The 14,250-nt window shown below is 67.0% G+C and carries 15 protein-coding genes; 6 read left to right on the forward strand and 9 right to left on the reverse strand.

The genetic code is table 11. The features are described from left to right. Nucleotides 1-12: 12 nt before the first annotated feature. Nucleotides 13-402, reverse strand: coding sequence for an MAPEG family protein (locus RA164_RS03425; RefSeq protein WP_329742578.1), 390 nt, complete (start codon nt 400-402; stop codon nt 13-15). Between the two features lie 95 nt (nt 403-497). Here RA164_RS03425 and RA164_RS03430 point away from each other — a divergent pair, with 95 nt between their 5' ends. Next, the gene (locus tag RA164_RS03430; RefSeq protein ID WP_329742579.1) at nt 498-2,438 is read left to right on the forward strand and encodes an ATP-dependent DNA helicase; all 1,941 of its coding nucleotides are present in this window, start codon (nt 498-500) and stop codon (nt 2,436-2,438) included. 27 nt (nt 2,439-2,465) lie between these two features. On the opposite strand, the gene hemE is transcribed toward RA164_RS03430, so the two are convergent. From hemE to RA164_RS03450, 4 genes are all read right to left on the reverse strand, one after another. Further along, nucleotides 2,466-3,536: a uroporphyrinogen decarboxylase gene (gene hemE, locus RA164_RS03435; protein WP_329742580.1), complete on the reverse strand. Its 1,071-nt coding sequence runs from the start codon at nt 3,534-3,536 to the stop codon at nt 2,466-2,468. A 4-nt stretch (nt 3,537-3,540) separates the two neighbouring features. Further along, nucleotides 3,541-3,801, reverse strand: a complete 261-nt coding sequence (locus RA164_RS03440) for a WGR domain-containing protein (protein WP_329742581.1) — start codon at nt 3,799-3,801, stop codon at nt 3,541-3,543. A 98-nt stretch (nt 3,802-3,899) separates the two neighbouring features. Beyond that, complete coding sequence (aroB, locus tag RA164_RS03445) at nt 3,900-4,997, reverse strand: 3-dehydroquinate synthase (RefSeq protein ID WP_329742582.1); 1,098 nt, start codon at nt 4,995-4,997, stop codon at nt 3,900-3,902. Beyond that, nucleotides 4,994-5,533, reverse strand: coding sequence for a shikimate kinase (locus RA164_RS03450; RefSeq protein ID WP_329742583.1), 540 nt, complete (start codon nt 5,531-5,533; stop codon nt 4,994-4,996). The genes aroB and RA164_RS03450 overlap by 4 nt, the downstream gene beginning before the upstream one ends. Nucleotides 5,534-5,560: 27 nt before the next feature. Here RA164_RS03450 and RA164_RS03455 point away from each other — a divergent pair, with 27 nt between their 5' ends. Next, entirely contained in the window at nt 5,561-6,397 is an 837-nt protein-coding gene (locus RA164_RS03455) for an NAD-dependent epimerase/dehydratase family protein (protein ID WP_329742584.1), read from the forward strand. Between the two features lie 15 nt (nt 6,398-6,412). Here the strand turns inward: RA164_RS03455 and RA164_RS03460 are convergent, their stop codons facing one another. Then, complete coding sequence (locus RA164_RS03460; RefSeq protein WP_329742585.1) at nt 6,413-7,240, reverse strand: kinase; 828 nt, start codon at nt 7,238-7,240, stop codon at nt 6,413-6,415. A 40-nt stretch (nt 7,241-7,280) separates the two neighbouring features. Between RA164_RS03460 and pdxH the strand changes: the two genes are divergently transcribed. Together pdxH and RA164_RS03470 are read left to right on the forward strand one after the other, a co-directional pair. Further along, entirely contained in the window at nt 7,281-7,868 is a 588-nt protein-coding gene (pdxH, locus tag RA164_RS03465; RefSeq protein WP_329742586.1) for a pyridoxamine 5'-phosphate oxidase, read from the forward strand. A 2-nt stretch (nt 7,869-7,870) separates the two neighbouring features. After that, complete coding sequence (locus RA164_RS03470) at nt 7,871-8,698, forward strand: ABC transporter substrate-binding protein (protein ID WP_329742587.1); 828 nt, start codon at nt 7,871-7,873, stop codon at nt 8,696-8,698. 317 nt (nt 8,699-9,015) lie between these two features. On the opposite strand, the gene RA164_RS03475 is transcribed toward RA164_RS03470, so the two are convergent. The 3 genes from RA164_RS03475 to proC all read right to left on the reverse strand — a co-directional run bounded on the left by RA164_RS03475 (nt 9,016) and on the right by proC (nt 11,725). Further along, nucleotides 9,016-10,080, reverse strand: a complete 1,065-nt coding sequence (locus RA164_RS03475; RefSeq protein ID WP_329742306.1) for an IS30 family transposase — start codon at nt 10,078-10,080, stop codon at nt 9,016-9,018. Nucleotides 10,081-10,325: 245 nt separating this feature from the next. Further along, a complete protein-coding gene (locus RA164_RS03480) occupies nt 10,326-10,901 on the reverse strand; it encodes a YggT family protein (RefSeq protein ID WP_329742588.1) in 576 nt (191 codons plus the stop codon). Next, entirely contained in the window at nt 10,898-11,725 is an 828-nt protein-coding gene (gene proC / locus RA164_RS03485; protein ID WP_329742589.1) for a pyrroline-5-carboxylate reductase, read from the reverse strand. The genes RA164_RS03480 and proC overlap by 4 nt, the downstream gene beginning before the upstream one ends. Before the next feature lie 280 nt (nt 11,726-12,005). Here proC and RA164_RS03490 point away from each other — a divergent pair, with 280 nt between their 5' ends. Both RA164_RS03490 and RA164_RS03495 read left to right on the forward strand, forming a co-directional pair. After that, a complete protein-coding gene (locus RA164_RS03490; RefSeq protein WP_329742590.1) occupies nt 12,006-13,043 on the forward strand; it encodes a type IV pilus twitching motility protein PilT in 1,038 nt (345 codons plus the stop codon). A 39-nt stretch (nt 13,044-13,082) separates the two neighbouring features. Continuing rightward, nucleotides 13,083-14,249: a PilT/PilU family type 4a pilus ATPase gene (locus RA164_RS03495; RefSeq protein ID WP_329742591.1), complete on the forward strand. Its 1,167-nt coding sequence runs from the start codon at nt 13,083-13,085 to the stop codon at nt 14,247-14,249. Nucleotide 14,250: the final 1 nt, after the last annotated feature.

The raw sequence follows: 14,250 nt of genomic DNA on the forward strand, positions 1-14,250 counted from the left end.
GGCCGGTATCGTTCAGAGCAGCGGCAGCAGCAACATCACGATGCCAACGATGCTGACCAGCCAGACCAGCGTGCGCAGGAACGGGATGCCGGCGGCATACACCGGCACGTACACCAGTCGGGCCCAGAAGTAGGCCTGGGCACCCAAGGCGGTGGTTTCGTCGTGATGCTGCAGCGCGATCACCGCAAGCACGGCCGCGGCGAAGAACGGGAAGGTCTCCAGGAAGTTGGCGCGTGCGCGGTCCAGTCGTGCGGCCACCGTGGGCGCAGCCGGCATGTCCGCGTCACGCGGACCCGCGGCCCAGCCCAGGCCGTATCGTCCGGTGGCGAGCAGGGTGGGCAGCATGACCTGCACCAGTCCCAGCAGGACACTCCAGGCCAGCATGTGCAACTCGATGCTCATGGCGATCTCCACGGTGATGGTGCGTGCATGGTGCACCCGGCTTGTCATCAGCGCCAGCGGTTTGCTGCCCGACCGTGCTGGGCGATACTGGCTGGATGATTGATTCCGACGACAGCAGCGCGCTGCTTGGCCCCCACGGCCCGTTTGCGCGCGAAGTGCCCGGCTTCGCACCACGGACCGAACAGCAGGCCATGGCGCACGCGGTGCAGCACGCCATGGTCGAACGCGAGACGCTGATCGCCGAAGCCGGCACCGGCACCGGCAAGACCTATGCCTACCTTGTGCCCGCGTTGCTTTCCGGCGAACGGGTGATCGTGTCCACCGGAACCAAGGCGCTGCAGGACCAGCTCTATTTCCGTGATCTGCCGCGAGTGAAGTCGGTGCTTGGCGTGCGTCGCACCACCGCCCTGCTGAAGGGGCGTGCCAACTATCTGTGCCTGTATCGGCTCGACCAGACCGTGCGCGAGGGCGCCAGTTTCGACAAGCCGCAGGCTGCGCAGCTGGCGGCAATCCGCACCTGGTCGGCGCGCACCCGGCAGGGCGACCGCATGGAACTGGCCGAGGTGCCGGAGGAGTCGCCGATGTGGCCGCGCGTCACCTCGACGCCGGAAAACTGCCTGGGCGTGGAATGTCCGTTCTACGATGACTGTCACGTGATGAAGGCCCGGCGCGAGGCGCTCGAGGCCGATCTGGTGGTGGTCAACCATCACCTGCTGTTCGCCGACCTGGCCCTGAAACAGGAAGGGTTCGGCGAGATCCTGCCCGGCGCGCAGGCCTTCATTCTCGACGAGGCGCACCAGGTGCCTGAGCTGGCCGGGCAGTTCTTCTCGCAAAGCGTGAGCGCGCGTCAGTTGACTGATCTGGCCCAGGACATCCTGCGCGAGTGCAATGGCGTCACCGGCGCCATCGGCCTGCTGCTGGAGCCGGCCGAGGCGCTGCAGGATGCGCTGCGCAAGCTGCGCCTGGCGATGGATCCGTTGCCGGCGCGCGGTCCGTTCCAGCAGCTCGACGCCAGCGATGCGGTCCACGAAAGCCTGCACGAGTTGCGCGAGGTGCTGGCAGCACTGGTCGACCTGCTGGCTTCGCAGGCGGAACGTTCGCGCGGTTTGGCCAACGTGTACGAGCGTGCCGCATTGCTGGACGAACGGCTGGAACGCATTACCGAGCTGGCCGGCGCGCAGGACGTGCGCTGGTACGAGCGTTTTCCGCGCGGCTTCGTGTTCCATGCCACGCCGCTGGACCTGGCCGAACCGCTGCGCGCGATGCGCGAGCGCACGCATGCGGCCTGGATCCACACCTCGGCCACCCTGTCGGTGGCCGGAAGCTTCGAGCATTTCGCGCGCCAGCTCGGCCTGGACGATCCGCAGACGCTGCGTCTGGACAGCCCGTTCGACTATGCACGCCAGGCCTTGTGCTACCTGCCCGACGGGTTGCCCGATCCCTCTGCGCGCGACTATACCGAGCGCGTGCTCGACGCGGTGCTGCCGGTGCTGCAGGCATCGCATGGCCGTGCGTTTCTCTTGTTCACCTCGCACCGCGCGCTGCGCCGCGCCGCCGACCTGCTGGCCGAGCGCGTGCCGTGGCCGTTGTTCGTGCAGGGCGAGGCGCCGCGGCACCAGTTGCTGGAGGAGTTCCGCCACTCCGGGCATGGTGTGCTGCTGGGCGCGGCCAGTTTCTGGGAAGGCGTGGACGTGGCCGGCGAGGCGCTCAGTGTGGTGGTGATCGACAAGCTGCCGTTCGCCGCGCCCGACGATCCGGTGCTGCAGGCGCGATTGGATGCGCTGGAAAGCCAGGGCATCAACCCATTCATGGGCTGGCAGGTACCCGCAGCGGCGATCGCGCTGAAGCAGGGCGCCGGCCGCTTGATCCGCAGCGTGCACGATCGCGGCGTGCTGGTGCTGTGCGACCCGCGGTTGTCGAGCAAGGGCTACGGCCGCCTGTTTCTCGCCAGCCTGCCGCCGATGCCGCGCACGCGGAAGCTGGAGGATGCGACCGCCTTCTTCGACGACGCGGTGCCCGCGCTGGACACGGTCTGACCGACGGATGCCGGAAGCGGGCGTGCCTCAGCCCGCGCGCAGCTTACGCCCGTAGGCGTGCACTTCGTCCACCAGCACCTTGACGTTTTCCGGATCGACCTCGGGGGTGATGCCGTGGCCGAGGTTGAAGATGTGGCCGGGGTGGTTGCCGAAGCTGTCCATCACGGCGCGTGCCTCGCGGCGGATCACCTCGGGCGCGGCACGCATCACGGCCGGGTCGAGGTTACCCTGCAGGGCAACCTTGCCGTCGACGGCGCGACGGGCGTCGTCCAGGTCGATGGTCCAGTCCACGCCCAGTGCGGCGCAGCCGGTGTCGGCCAGCGCCGAGAGATGCTGACCGGCGCCCTTGGAGAACAGGATCACCGGCAGCTCGCGCGCATGGGTGTCCGACTTCAGCGCCTCGACCACTTGCTGCATGTAGCGCAGCGAAAACTCGCGGAAGGATGCCGGCGCGAGCAGGCCGCCCCAGGTGTCGAACACCATCAGCGCCTGGGCGCCGGCAGCGGCCTGTGCGGAAAGGTAGGCGGCCACGCTGCGTGCCAGCGTGTCGAGCAGGCGATGGGCCACCGCAGGCTCGTTCCAGCACAGTGATTTGGGTGCGGCGAAGTCGCGCGAGCCGCGACCTTCGACCATGTAGCAGGCCAGCGTCCACGGGCTGCCGGAGAAGCCGATCAGCGGCACGCGGCCGTCGAGCTCGCGACGGATCACCCGCACCGCGTCCATCACGTAGCGCAGTTCGCCGTCCATGTCGGGCACGCCCAGCCTGTCCACGGCGGCGGCGCTGCGCACCGGTCGCGCGAACTGCGGGCCTTCGCCCTGCGCGAACGACAGCCCCAGGCCCATCGCGTCGGGAATGGTGAGGATGTCGGAGAACAGGATCGCTGCATCCAGCTCGAAGCGCTGCAGGGGCTGCAGCGTCACTTCGCAGGCCAGTTCCGGATTCTGCGCCAGCGCCATGAAGCTGCCGGCGCGTTCGCGCGTGGCGCGGTATTCGGGCAGGTAGCGGCCGGCCTGGCGCATCAGCCATACCGGCGTGGTGTCGACGGGTTCGCGCCGCAGCGCGCGCAGGAAGCGGTCGTTATTCAGGGATGCAGTCATCGGATCAACGGCTGTGCGGGCCGTCCAGGCCCTGGCTGAACATCACCCGGAAACCGCGCTTGAGCTGAGCGTCGCGCGCCTTCTCGAACGCGGCCATGGCGGCATCGCGTTCCAGGAACTGTTCGCGCCGCAGCGTGGACTTGCCGCCCTGCGTGCCCGTTTCGCGGTACAGCGTCCAGCCACCGAGCAGGTCCTGCTCGAGCACGATCTGGACATAGCGCGGAGCATCGCTCGACGCGGGCGGGGTTTGCAGGTAGAGGCGCATGGGATCCGGTACTGGGCGGCAGGATGGCCGCTCGGCGACATTCTAGAAGGCCGGGCGGTGTGCTGGCGAGCCGCAGCAGGTGTTGCCTGCGTGCGGCATCAGCCCAGGGTGGCCTCGCGCAGCACGGCGAGCACCTCGGCCTCATCCACGCCGGCGACGATCTCCGCCTTGCCGATGCCCCGCCACAGGATCAGCCGCAACGTGCCGGCGGTGTTCTTCTTGTCCAGCCGCATCAGGGCCAGCAGCTGCTGCGGATCGAAGCCGGCAGGCACGGCGGTGGGCAGGCAGGTGCGCTCCAGCAGGCGTTGCAGGCGCACGGTGTCAGCGGCCTGGCTCATGCCCAGTCGCTCGGACAACCGGGCTGCCAGCAGCATGCCCACGGCGACGCCTTCGCCGTGCAGCAGGGTGGTGTAGCGACCAGCGGTTTCCAGCGCATGGCCGAAGGTATGTCCCAGGTTGAGCAGGGCGCGCTCGCCCTGTTCGGTCTCGTCGCGCGCCACCACGCCGGCCTTGTAGCGGACCTTGCGGGCGATCGCCTCAATCAGGGCCGCGTCCTCGCGTGCGGCCAGCGCGTCGGCCTGCGCTTCCAGCCAGGCGAAGAACGGTTCGTCGCCGATCGCCGCGCCCTTGATCACCTCGGCCAGACCGGCACGGTACTCGCGTGCGGGCAGGCTGGCCAGGGTGTCGATGTCGGCCACCACCGCGCGTGGCTGGTGGAAGGCGCCGACCAGGTTCTTGCCGGCGGGCAGGTTCACGCCGGTCTTGCCGCCGACCGAGGAATCGACCATCGCCAGCAGGGTGGTGGGTACCTGGATGAAGTCGATACCGCGCATCCAGCAGGCGGCGGTGAAACCGGCCAGGTCGCCGACCACGCCGCCACCGAGTGCGATCACGCAGGCATCGCGGGTGGCGCCGAGTTGCGCAAGGGCCTCCAGTGCGCGGCCGACATTGGCGAAGCTCTTGTGCGCTTCGCCGTCGTCGAGCAGGAACGATGACCATTGCAGGCCGTCCAGGCCCTGCGCCAGACGCTCCAGATACAGCGGCGCCACGGTGGTGTTGCTGAGGACCAGGGCATGGCGGCCGCGCAGCCGGGCGCGCCAGCGGGCGGCATCGCCGAGCAGGCCGCGGCCGATCCAGACCGGGTAGCTGCGTTGGCCGAGGGAGACGTCGATGGTTTCGGGGTTCGTTGGTGTCATGCGGCGTGTTGTCGTTGCCAGTGGGCGTCGACGAGGGCGATGCAGCGCTCGCTGGCGGCTGCCACGTTCTCGTCCAGGCCGGGAATGGTCTGGTCGGCGACGTCCAGGTAGAGGGGGTTGCGGATGGCGGCCATGGCCTGCAGCCGTTGCTGCCGGTCGGTGCCGGCGAGCAGTGGCCGCTGGGTGTCGTGGCGCAGCCGCTCCAGTTGCTGCTCCGGTGTGGCCTGCAGCCAGATCACGTAGCCGCGGGCATGCAGCCGTTGCCGGTTGAGCGGATCGAGTACGGCACCGCCGCCGGTGACCAGCAGGATGCCGGTGCGGAGGCTAAACTCGTCCAGCAGATGGCTCTCGCGGCGACGGAAGCCGGCTTCGCCTTCCACTTCGAAGATTGTGTTTATCGGTACGCCGCAGGTCTGCTCGATTTCCTGGTCGAGGTCGACGAGTTCGAGTCCGTAATGGTGGGCAAGACGACGCCCCAGCGAGGTCTTGCCGGCGCCGGTGGGACCGACCACGAACAGGTTGCAGGACGGATTCATGTCGCAACTTTAGCAGCAGGTGTATGGATGTCCGAACGGGTCGTGCTGGCCGGGTGTGGTGATCTCGGCATGCGGGTGGCGCAGCGCCTGCTGAAGCGGGGCGACGAGGTCTTTGCGCTGCGCCGTACCGTGCCGCAGGATGATCGTGCGGGAATCCAATGGCTGCGTGCCGATCTGGCCGATCCTGCCAGCCTGGGCGGGTTGCCCGGTGGCGTGACGCAGCTGGCCTATCTGCCGGCGCCGGATCGGCGCGACGAGGCGACGTATCGCGCGCTGTTCCTGGATGGTCTTCGTCATCTGCTGGAGGCGCTGGATTCGAGCCTGTTGCGGCGGGTGGTTTTCGTCTCGTCCAGCGCTGTCTATGGCGAACACGGCGATGCCTGGGTAGACGAGGGCACGGCCGCCGATCCGCAGGGATTCAACGGGCGCGTGCTGCTGCAAGCGGAGCGCTGGTTGCAGCAGCAGGCACCTGCGGTCGTGCTGCGCCTGGCCGGCCTGTACGGTCCCGGCCGGACGCAGCTGCTGCAGCGGCTGCGCGCCGGCCAGGCGAGCGTGCCGCGCACGCTGCCGCACTGGGCCAACCGGATCCACGTGGACGACGCGGCAGCGGCGGTAGTCCATCTGCTCGACCTGCCGGACGCGCAGCCGCTGTACCTCGGGGTGGACGACACGCCACTGCCGCTGGACCGGTTGTACGACCACCTGACGGGGCTGCTCGGCGTGCTGCCAGCCAAGGCGGGCGCTGCGCCGGCTGGGGTGGGCAGCAAGCGGCTTTCGAATGCGCGCCTGCGGGCCAGCGGCTGGGCACCCCGATGGCCGGACGCACGCGAAGGTTATGCGGCGCTGCTGGATGCCGCCGGCTAGCCGACGGCGACGGGCTCAGCTGTGGCTGAGCCCGGTGACGTGACGGTCGGCATCGTATTCCACCACGCTGTCGGCCAGAGCCGGCAAGGTCGCCAGCGCGTGCCGGCTGAGGCGCTCGAAATGGGCCAGGAAGCGGACCATCGCGGTGGCGTCCATCGCCAGGGGCGCATGGCGCGCAAGCAGGGCCTGCTCGGTCTCGCTGCGCCATGCGCGTACCACGTCCCAGCCGGGAGCCTGCAGCACGACCAGCGCGTCGAGCTTGCGCCAGAGCGGCTGGTAGGCGCGCAGCTGCTTGTTGACCCACTTGCGCCAGCGGCTGTCGGCGTCCTCGTCGCGTTCGAGCGCGTTCACCGGTGCCTCCAGCGCGGCCAGCGGCTGCGGCTTCAGGCCCATGGCCCAGCCCTCGACGATCACCAGCCGCGGGGCATGGGTCGCACGGGACCAGCGCGAGGGCGGCGAACGGGTGTCGCGTCCCTTGTCGAAGCGTGGCCAGGTGACCGGCAGTTTCTCCGACGCATTCGGCAGGGCCGCGAGCACGGAGAGCAATAGCTCGATCTCGTGGGTGCCCGGCACGCCACGGGTGCGCAACAGCGGATGGACGTCCTGCGCCAGGGCCTCGCGCTCGCTACGCGAATAGTAGAAGTCGTCCAGCGACAGCACCACGGTGGGCCAGTGGCGCGATTGGGCCTCGGATTTCAGCACCTTGGCCAGCGAACTCTTGCCGCTGCCCTGCAACCCGGACAGGCCGAGCACATAGGGGCGGCGGGCGCGGGCAATGCGTCCGGCGTAATGATCGAGCAGATGGACCGCCAGGGCCTGATTCTGCGTGCTAGCATCTTTCATGCACGCCATGATGACGTGCGTTCGCTACGATTCAAGACCCATGCTGAAATCCGAGATCCTGGACACCTTCCAGCTGCTGCTGGACGAAGCGGTCGCCAGCGGCGACCCCGAGCCCACCGCGATGAATCTGGCCACGGCCGATGCGGCCGGGCAGATCAGCTCGCGCATCGTGCTGCTGAAGAGCGCCGACGAGCGGGGCTTCCGCTTCTTCACCAACTACGACAGCGACAAGGGCGCGCAGCTGCAGGCGCATGCCCAGGTCGCGCTGTGCTTCCACTGGAAGCACATCCGCGAAGGCGTGCAGGTACGGGTGGAGGGTGTGGCGCGCAAGCTGCAGGCCGAAGAATCCGACGCCTATTTCGCCACGCGGCCGCGAGGCAGCCAGGTGGGTGCCTGGGCTTCGCTGCAGTCGCAGAACCTGCCCGGCCGCGAGACGTTCGAGCAGCGCGTGGCGCATTACGAACAGGAATTCGCCGGTGCCGAGGTGCCACGTCCGCCGCACTGGGGCGGGTTCGTGGTGGAGCCGGACATGGTGGAATTCTGGTACGGCGCGAAGTTCCGTCTGCACGAGCGGGTCCGCTGGAGCCGGCACGGGCAGACCTGGACCAGCCGCCTGCTGTACCCCTGAGCATGCCGGGCGACACGTCGCCGCGAGACCGCGGACCGGATGCATTCCCGCAACGCATCGTCTGCCTTACCGAAGAGCCGACCGAGGTGCTGTACGCGCTTGGCGAGGCGCATCGCATCGTGGGCATCTCCGGGTTCACCGTCCGTCCGGCGCAGGCGCGCAGGGAAAAGCCGAAGGTTTCGGCCTTCACCAGCGCCAAGATCGGCGAGATCCTGAAGCTTGAGCCCGACCTGGCGATCGGCTTCTCCGACATCCAGGCCGACATCGCGCGCGAGCTGATCAAGGCCGGTGTGGAAGTGTGGATCAGCAATCACCGCAGCGTGGCCGGCATCCTTGCCTACATCCGGCGCCTGGGCGCGATGGTGGGCGTGCCGGACAAGGCCGAAGCGTATGCGCGCCATGCCGAGGCGCATATCGAAGCCGTGCGTGCGGCGGCGGCCCGCCTGCCGCGCCGGCCGAAGCTGTACTTCGAGGAGTGGGACGAGCCGCTCATCACCGGCATCCGCTGGGTCGCCGAGCTGGTGCGCATCGCCGGTGCGGACGACATCTTCCCCGAGCTGGCCGACGAGCCGCTGGCGAAACAGCGCATCCTGGCCGATGGCCGCGACGTAGTGCGCCGTGCGCCGGATATCATCCTTGGCTCATGGTGTGGCAAACGCTTTCGCCCCGAGAAGGTAGCCGCGCGGCCGGGCTGGGATGCGATTCCCGCCGTACGCGACGGCGAGCTGCACGAGATCAAGTCACCGGTAATCCTGCAGCCCGGTCCGGCCGCATTGTTCGATGGACTGGATGCGATCCATGCGGTGATCGAGGGGTGGGCGCGGCGCTGACCTGGGGTCTCGGTTGTTCCGGTTTGACCGGGTTTTGGATTGCTGGGGCTTCCGCCAGGAACGGAGCGGTTTCGGGCCGCTGCCGCGGCCCGAGCCACCTTATCTTTGCTGTCCCACACCGCCGCCGGGAGCGGTGGCGAACAGCACAGCTGGCCCGAAGGCCGAAGGGCAGGTGCCCGGAGTAAAGAAAGGTGACCCAGAGAAATGGCCTGATCGAGCCCGCGGGACCTACAAGCCCGGCCACGACGCACGGACTTGGCGGGCAGCATGCCCGCCAAGCGCGGCCCCGGGGTGGCCTCTCTTTGGGTTAGGCGGTGTCAATCTAGAAGTGCACCATCGATGGCATCGGCCAGATCATCTCTGCCCATGGCACGGATGAACATTTCTGCAGGGCAGTGGTAATCGAGAGTGGCACGTGGCCGGAGGTTCATGCGTCGGGCGATCGCGTCGAGCTGCTTCTGGCTGTAGACCGACAAGTCCGTACCTTTAGGCAGGTATTGGCGCAGCAGGCCATTGGTGTTCTCGCAGATGCCGCGTTGCCAAGGGCTACGTGGGTCGGCGAAGTAGATCGCTAATCCAGTGCGCTCCGATAGCGTCCGGTAGAGCGCCATTTCCTTGCCCTGATCGTAAGTCAGCGTCTGGCGCAGTTCCGGTGGCAGCGGCCGGAACGCGCGGCTGAAGCCTTTCAGCGCATCCTCCGCCGAACACCCCTCCATCTTCACCAGCTTCAGGAAACGTGTCCGACGATCCACCAGTACGCCCACCGAGGATCGGTTACGGGCGCCTTTGATGAAGTCGCCTTCCCAGTGGCCGGGCAACAGCCGTTCATTGGCTTCGAGTGGACGATCATGAATGCTCGGCAAGTCGTGCATCCGGCCGCGCCGGTTCGCACCCTGACCACGCGGCCGACGCGCACATTTGTGCTGCCGCAGAAGTGCGACCAGGCCCCGCCGCAGTTCGCCGCGTGGCGCGGCATAGATCGCGGTGTAGATCGTCTCGTGCGACACGTGCTTGGCTCGCTCATCCGGGTGATGACGCCGCAGTGTGCGACTCACCTGTTGAGGTGACCAGCCCTTGCCCAGCAAGCGGCGCACGAGGCACCACAGCTGACCGTCCCGCCGCAATTTGCGCTCGCGCCGCGGCTTACGTGCCAGGCGCCGGGCGCGTTGGCCGGCTCGACTGGCGTCGTAGCTCAACCTTGGCCGACCCATCCGAGGCAGGACGGACGGTTCCTGGTGACCATTGCGAGCCAGCTCCCGCGAAATCGTGCTGGGTGAGCGACCCAGCATCAGGGCGAGCTGCCGGGCACTCTCCCCCCGAGCCTTGCCGACCATGATCGCGCCCCGTTCTTCGGCGCTCAGATGTCCATAGTGCTGACCCATGCATCACCTTGTCGTGGGGTGGTGCACTTGATCATAGAAACCGCCTTACTTTTCTCTGGCCACGCCGTGAAAAGTGACTCGGCCGCCGGCAGGCGGTCGAAGCCGCTCCGTTCCTGGCGATAGCAATGACTAAGCGGAGCCACGGGATGACATGACACCCGTCCCCAAAGTAGCCACCAGCTAGCCAGGGCGACCCGTGTTCCGCACCGAAATCAAAGCGTCCGGTGGACGCGGCAAAGAGGCGCTCAGCCCCCCATCGCCAGCCGCATGCCGAGGTCGGAGATCGGCTGCGAGATCAGTATCCGCGCCAGCAGCAGGCCGATGATGATCACCGTGGGCGAGAAGTCCAGCATGCCGATCGTCAGGCGGCCGCGCAGCGGGCGCACCAGTGGCTCGACAATGGTGCCCAGAAGCCGTTGCAACGGATGGTAGGGGTCGTTCGACAGCATGCTGAAAAGCGACCAGACGAACACCACGATCAGGTAGAACATCAGCACGAAATCGATCAGGTCGGCCAGCGACAGCAGCAACAGGCCGGCCGGTCGTGGCATGAGGCCCTGCAGGGCGAAGATCACCAGCCATTTCAGCACCATCAGCAGCCAGGCGATCAACACCGCCGCGATGTTGATACGGCGCCAGTTCGGCAGCACGCGGCGCACCGGCGCCAGCACCGGGTTGGTCGTGCGGTAGATGAACTGGCTGAGCGGGTTGTTGAAATCCACCCGGCAGGCTTCGGCGACCAGCCGCAGCACGAACAGGGTGACGGCGGCGTTGAAGGCCAGCGTGATCAGCAGGGCGACGGCGTTCAGAAGGTAGCTCATGGCTGGCTCTGACTGTCGAGTGCGGCAGCGAGTTCCTTGCCGCGACGGGTGGCTGCGGCTACCGCGCGAGCCGCGATTTGCGCCAATCCATCGGCGGCGAAGCTTTCCAGCGCGGCCTGGGTGGTGCCGTTGGGCGAGGTGACGCGTCGGCGCAGTTCACCGGGTGCTTCGCCGCTTTCGGCCAGCATGCGGCCGGCCCCCAGGCAGGTCTGCACGGCCAGCGCGCGTGCGGTGTCGCGCGGCAGGCCCTGTGCCACGGCAGCGTCCTCCAGGGCTTCGACCAGTGCGAAGAAATAGGCCGGCCCGGAGCCGGACAAGGCGGTGACCGTGTCCATCAGTTGTTCGTCGTCGATCCAGCGGGTGAGGCCGGCAGCATCGAGGATGCGCTGCGCTTGCGCGCGCTGTGGCGCACTAACCCGCGCATTGGCGACCAGGCCGGTGGCGCCGGCGCCGATCAGTGCCGGGGTGTTGGGCATGCAGCGAACGATCGGCAGGGCACCGAACCAGCGTTCGAGCTGGTCCAGTCGCACGCCGGCGGCGATCGAGATGAGCAGCGGGTGGTTTCGCTGCAGGTTGTCGCGCAGGCCTTCGCGGATGGCCGGCATCACCTGCGGCTTCACCGCCAGCACGATCACTTCCGCCTCGGCGGCGGCCTGTGCATTGTCGGCGAACGCGCTGATCCCGAAGTCCCGGCACAGCGCTTCGCGGGCCGCAGCCTGGGGTTCGGCGATGCAGATCGTATCGGCCGCGGCGCCGGTCGTGCGTAGTCCGCCGATCAGGCTGCGTGCCATGTTGCCGCCGCCGATGAAAGTAATGCGTGTCATCTCGTCGATCCTCGAAAAACCATGGCGTACCTTACCTGAGCCGGCGCTTCCGTGGTTTAGTGACAGGGTGCGCAGAGTGTCATCGCAGCTTTCCGAAAAGCCATGAAAGGCTGGTCGCACGGGCGCCGCGGCGAGTAGTATCGAGCGGGCCGCAGGGGGGTGGCTTTCACATGGCAGTCGCCCATGTCACGCTACCAGCGTCGACTGGTTTGCGCATGGCCACTCGGTCGCGCAGCACCGGCGCCCAATTTTATTGATGACGGTTTCAAGGGGATCTTCGATGGATATTGCCGAACTGCTTGCCTTCTCGGTGAAGAACAAAGCGTCGGATTTGCACCTTTCCGCCGGCCTGCCGCCGATGATCCGCGTGGACGGCGACGTGCGCCGCATCAATATCCCCGCGCTGGAGCACAAGCAGGTCCATGCGTTGATCTACGACATCATGTCGGACAAGCAGCGGCGCGACTACGAGGAATTCCTGGAAACCGACTTCTCGTTCGAGATCCCCGGGCTGGCTCGCTTCCGCGTCAATGCGTTCAACCAGAATCGCGGTGCCGGCGCGGTGTTCCGTACCATTCCCTCCGAAGTGCTTACGCTGGAGGACCTGGGTGCGCCGAAGATTTTCCGCGAACTGATCGAGCAGCCGCAGGGCCTGATCCTGGTCACCGGCCCGACCGGTTCGGGCAAGTCCACGACGCTGGCGGCAATGGTCGACCACATCAACAAGACCGAATACGGTCACATGCTGACGGTCGAGGACCCGATCGAGTTTGTGCACACCTCGCAGAAGTGCCTGGTCAACCAGCGCGAGGTCCATCGCGACACGCACGGCTTCAACGAGGCGCTGCGTTCGGCGCTGCGCGAAGATCCCGATTACATCCTGGTCGGCGAGCTGCGCGATCTTGAGACGATCCGTCTGGCGCTTACCGCGGCGGAAACGGGCCACCTGGTGTTCGGCACCCTGCATACCAGTTCCGCGGCCAAGACCATCGACCGCATCATCGACGTGTTTCCTGCCGGCGAAAAGCCGATGGTCCGCTCGATGCTCTCGGAGTCGTTGCGCGCGGTGATCTCCCAGTCGCTGCTGAAGAAAGTGGGTGGCGGGCGCATCGCGGCGCACGAGATCATGGTCGGCATTCCGGCGATCCGCAACCTGATCCGCGAAGACAAGGTGGCGCAGATGTACTCGTCGATCCAGACCGGCCAGCAGTTCGGCATGCAGACGCTTGACCAGAACCTGCAGGACCTGGTCAAGCGCGGCGTGATCGCGAGGCAGCAGGCGCAGGCTTATGCCAAGAACAAGGACATCTTCAAGTAAGTTGTCGCTGTACAAGGGATTTTCGAGAGGTTCCGTGCCATGAGCGAATTTGACTTCACCTCGTTCCTGAAACTGATGGTGCACAAGAAGGCGTCGGACCTTTTCATCACGGCCGGCCTGCCGCCGTCGATCAAGGTGCAGGGGCGCATCGTGCCGATCACGCAGAGTCCGTTGTCGCCGCAGCAGGCGCGCGACATGGTGGTCAACGTGATGACGCCTAGCCAGCGCGAGGAGTTCGAAAAGACCCACGAGTGCCAGTTCGCGATTTCCGCGCAGGGTGTGGGCCGGTTCCGCGTGTCCTGCTTCTACCAGCGCAACTATGTGGGCATGGTGCTGCGCCGGATCGAATCGAAGATTCCTTCCGTCGACGAGCTGGGCCTGCCGCCGGTGATCAAGCAACTGGCGATGACCAAGCGCGGCATCATCATCTTCGTCGGTGCCACCGGCACCGGTAAGTCCACCTCGCTGGCGGCGATGGTGGGCTATCGCAACGGCAACTCGACCGGTCACATCATCACCATCGAGGACCCGATCGAATACGTGCACAAGCACCAGGGCTGCATCATCACCCAGCGCGAAGTCGGCATCGACACCGACAGCTGGGAGAACGCGCTGAAGAATACTTTGCGCCAGGCGCCCGACGTGATCCTGATCGGCGAGGTGCGCACGCGCGAGACGATGGAGTACGCCATCAACTTCGCCGAAACCGGTCACCTGTGCCTGTGCACCCTGCATGCGAACAACGCCAACCAGGCGATCGACCGCATACTGCACTTCTTCCCCGAAGACCGGCGCCAGCAGCTGTTCATGGATCTGTCGCTGAACCTGCGCGGCATCGTGGCGCAGCAGCTGATTCCCACGCCCGACGGCAAGGCGCGCCGGGTGGCGATGGAAGTGATGCTGGGTACGCCGCTGGTGCAGGACTACATCCGCCAGGGCGAGATACACAAGCTGAAGGAGGTCATGCGCGAGTCCACCAACCTCGGCATGGTGACCTTCGACCAGAGCCTGGTGCAGCTTTATCACGCGGGCGAGATCAGTTACGAGGATGCGCTGCGGCATGCGGACAGCGCCAACGAGGTGCGGCTGCGCATCAAGCTGGCCCAGGGCGGCGACGCGCACACCCTGTCGCAGGGGCTGGAAGGCGTGGAAGTGGAACAGACCAACGACAACCGCACCTTCGGCGGCGGCATGCTGAACCGCTGAG

Source organism: Dyella sp. A6 (genome assembly GCF_036320485.1).
Classification (GTDB): Bacteria; Pseudomonadota; Gammaproteobacteria; order Xanthomonadales; family Rhodanobacteraceae; genus Rhodanobacter_A; species Rhodanobacter_A aluminiiresistens.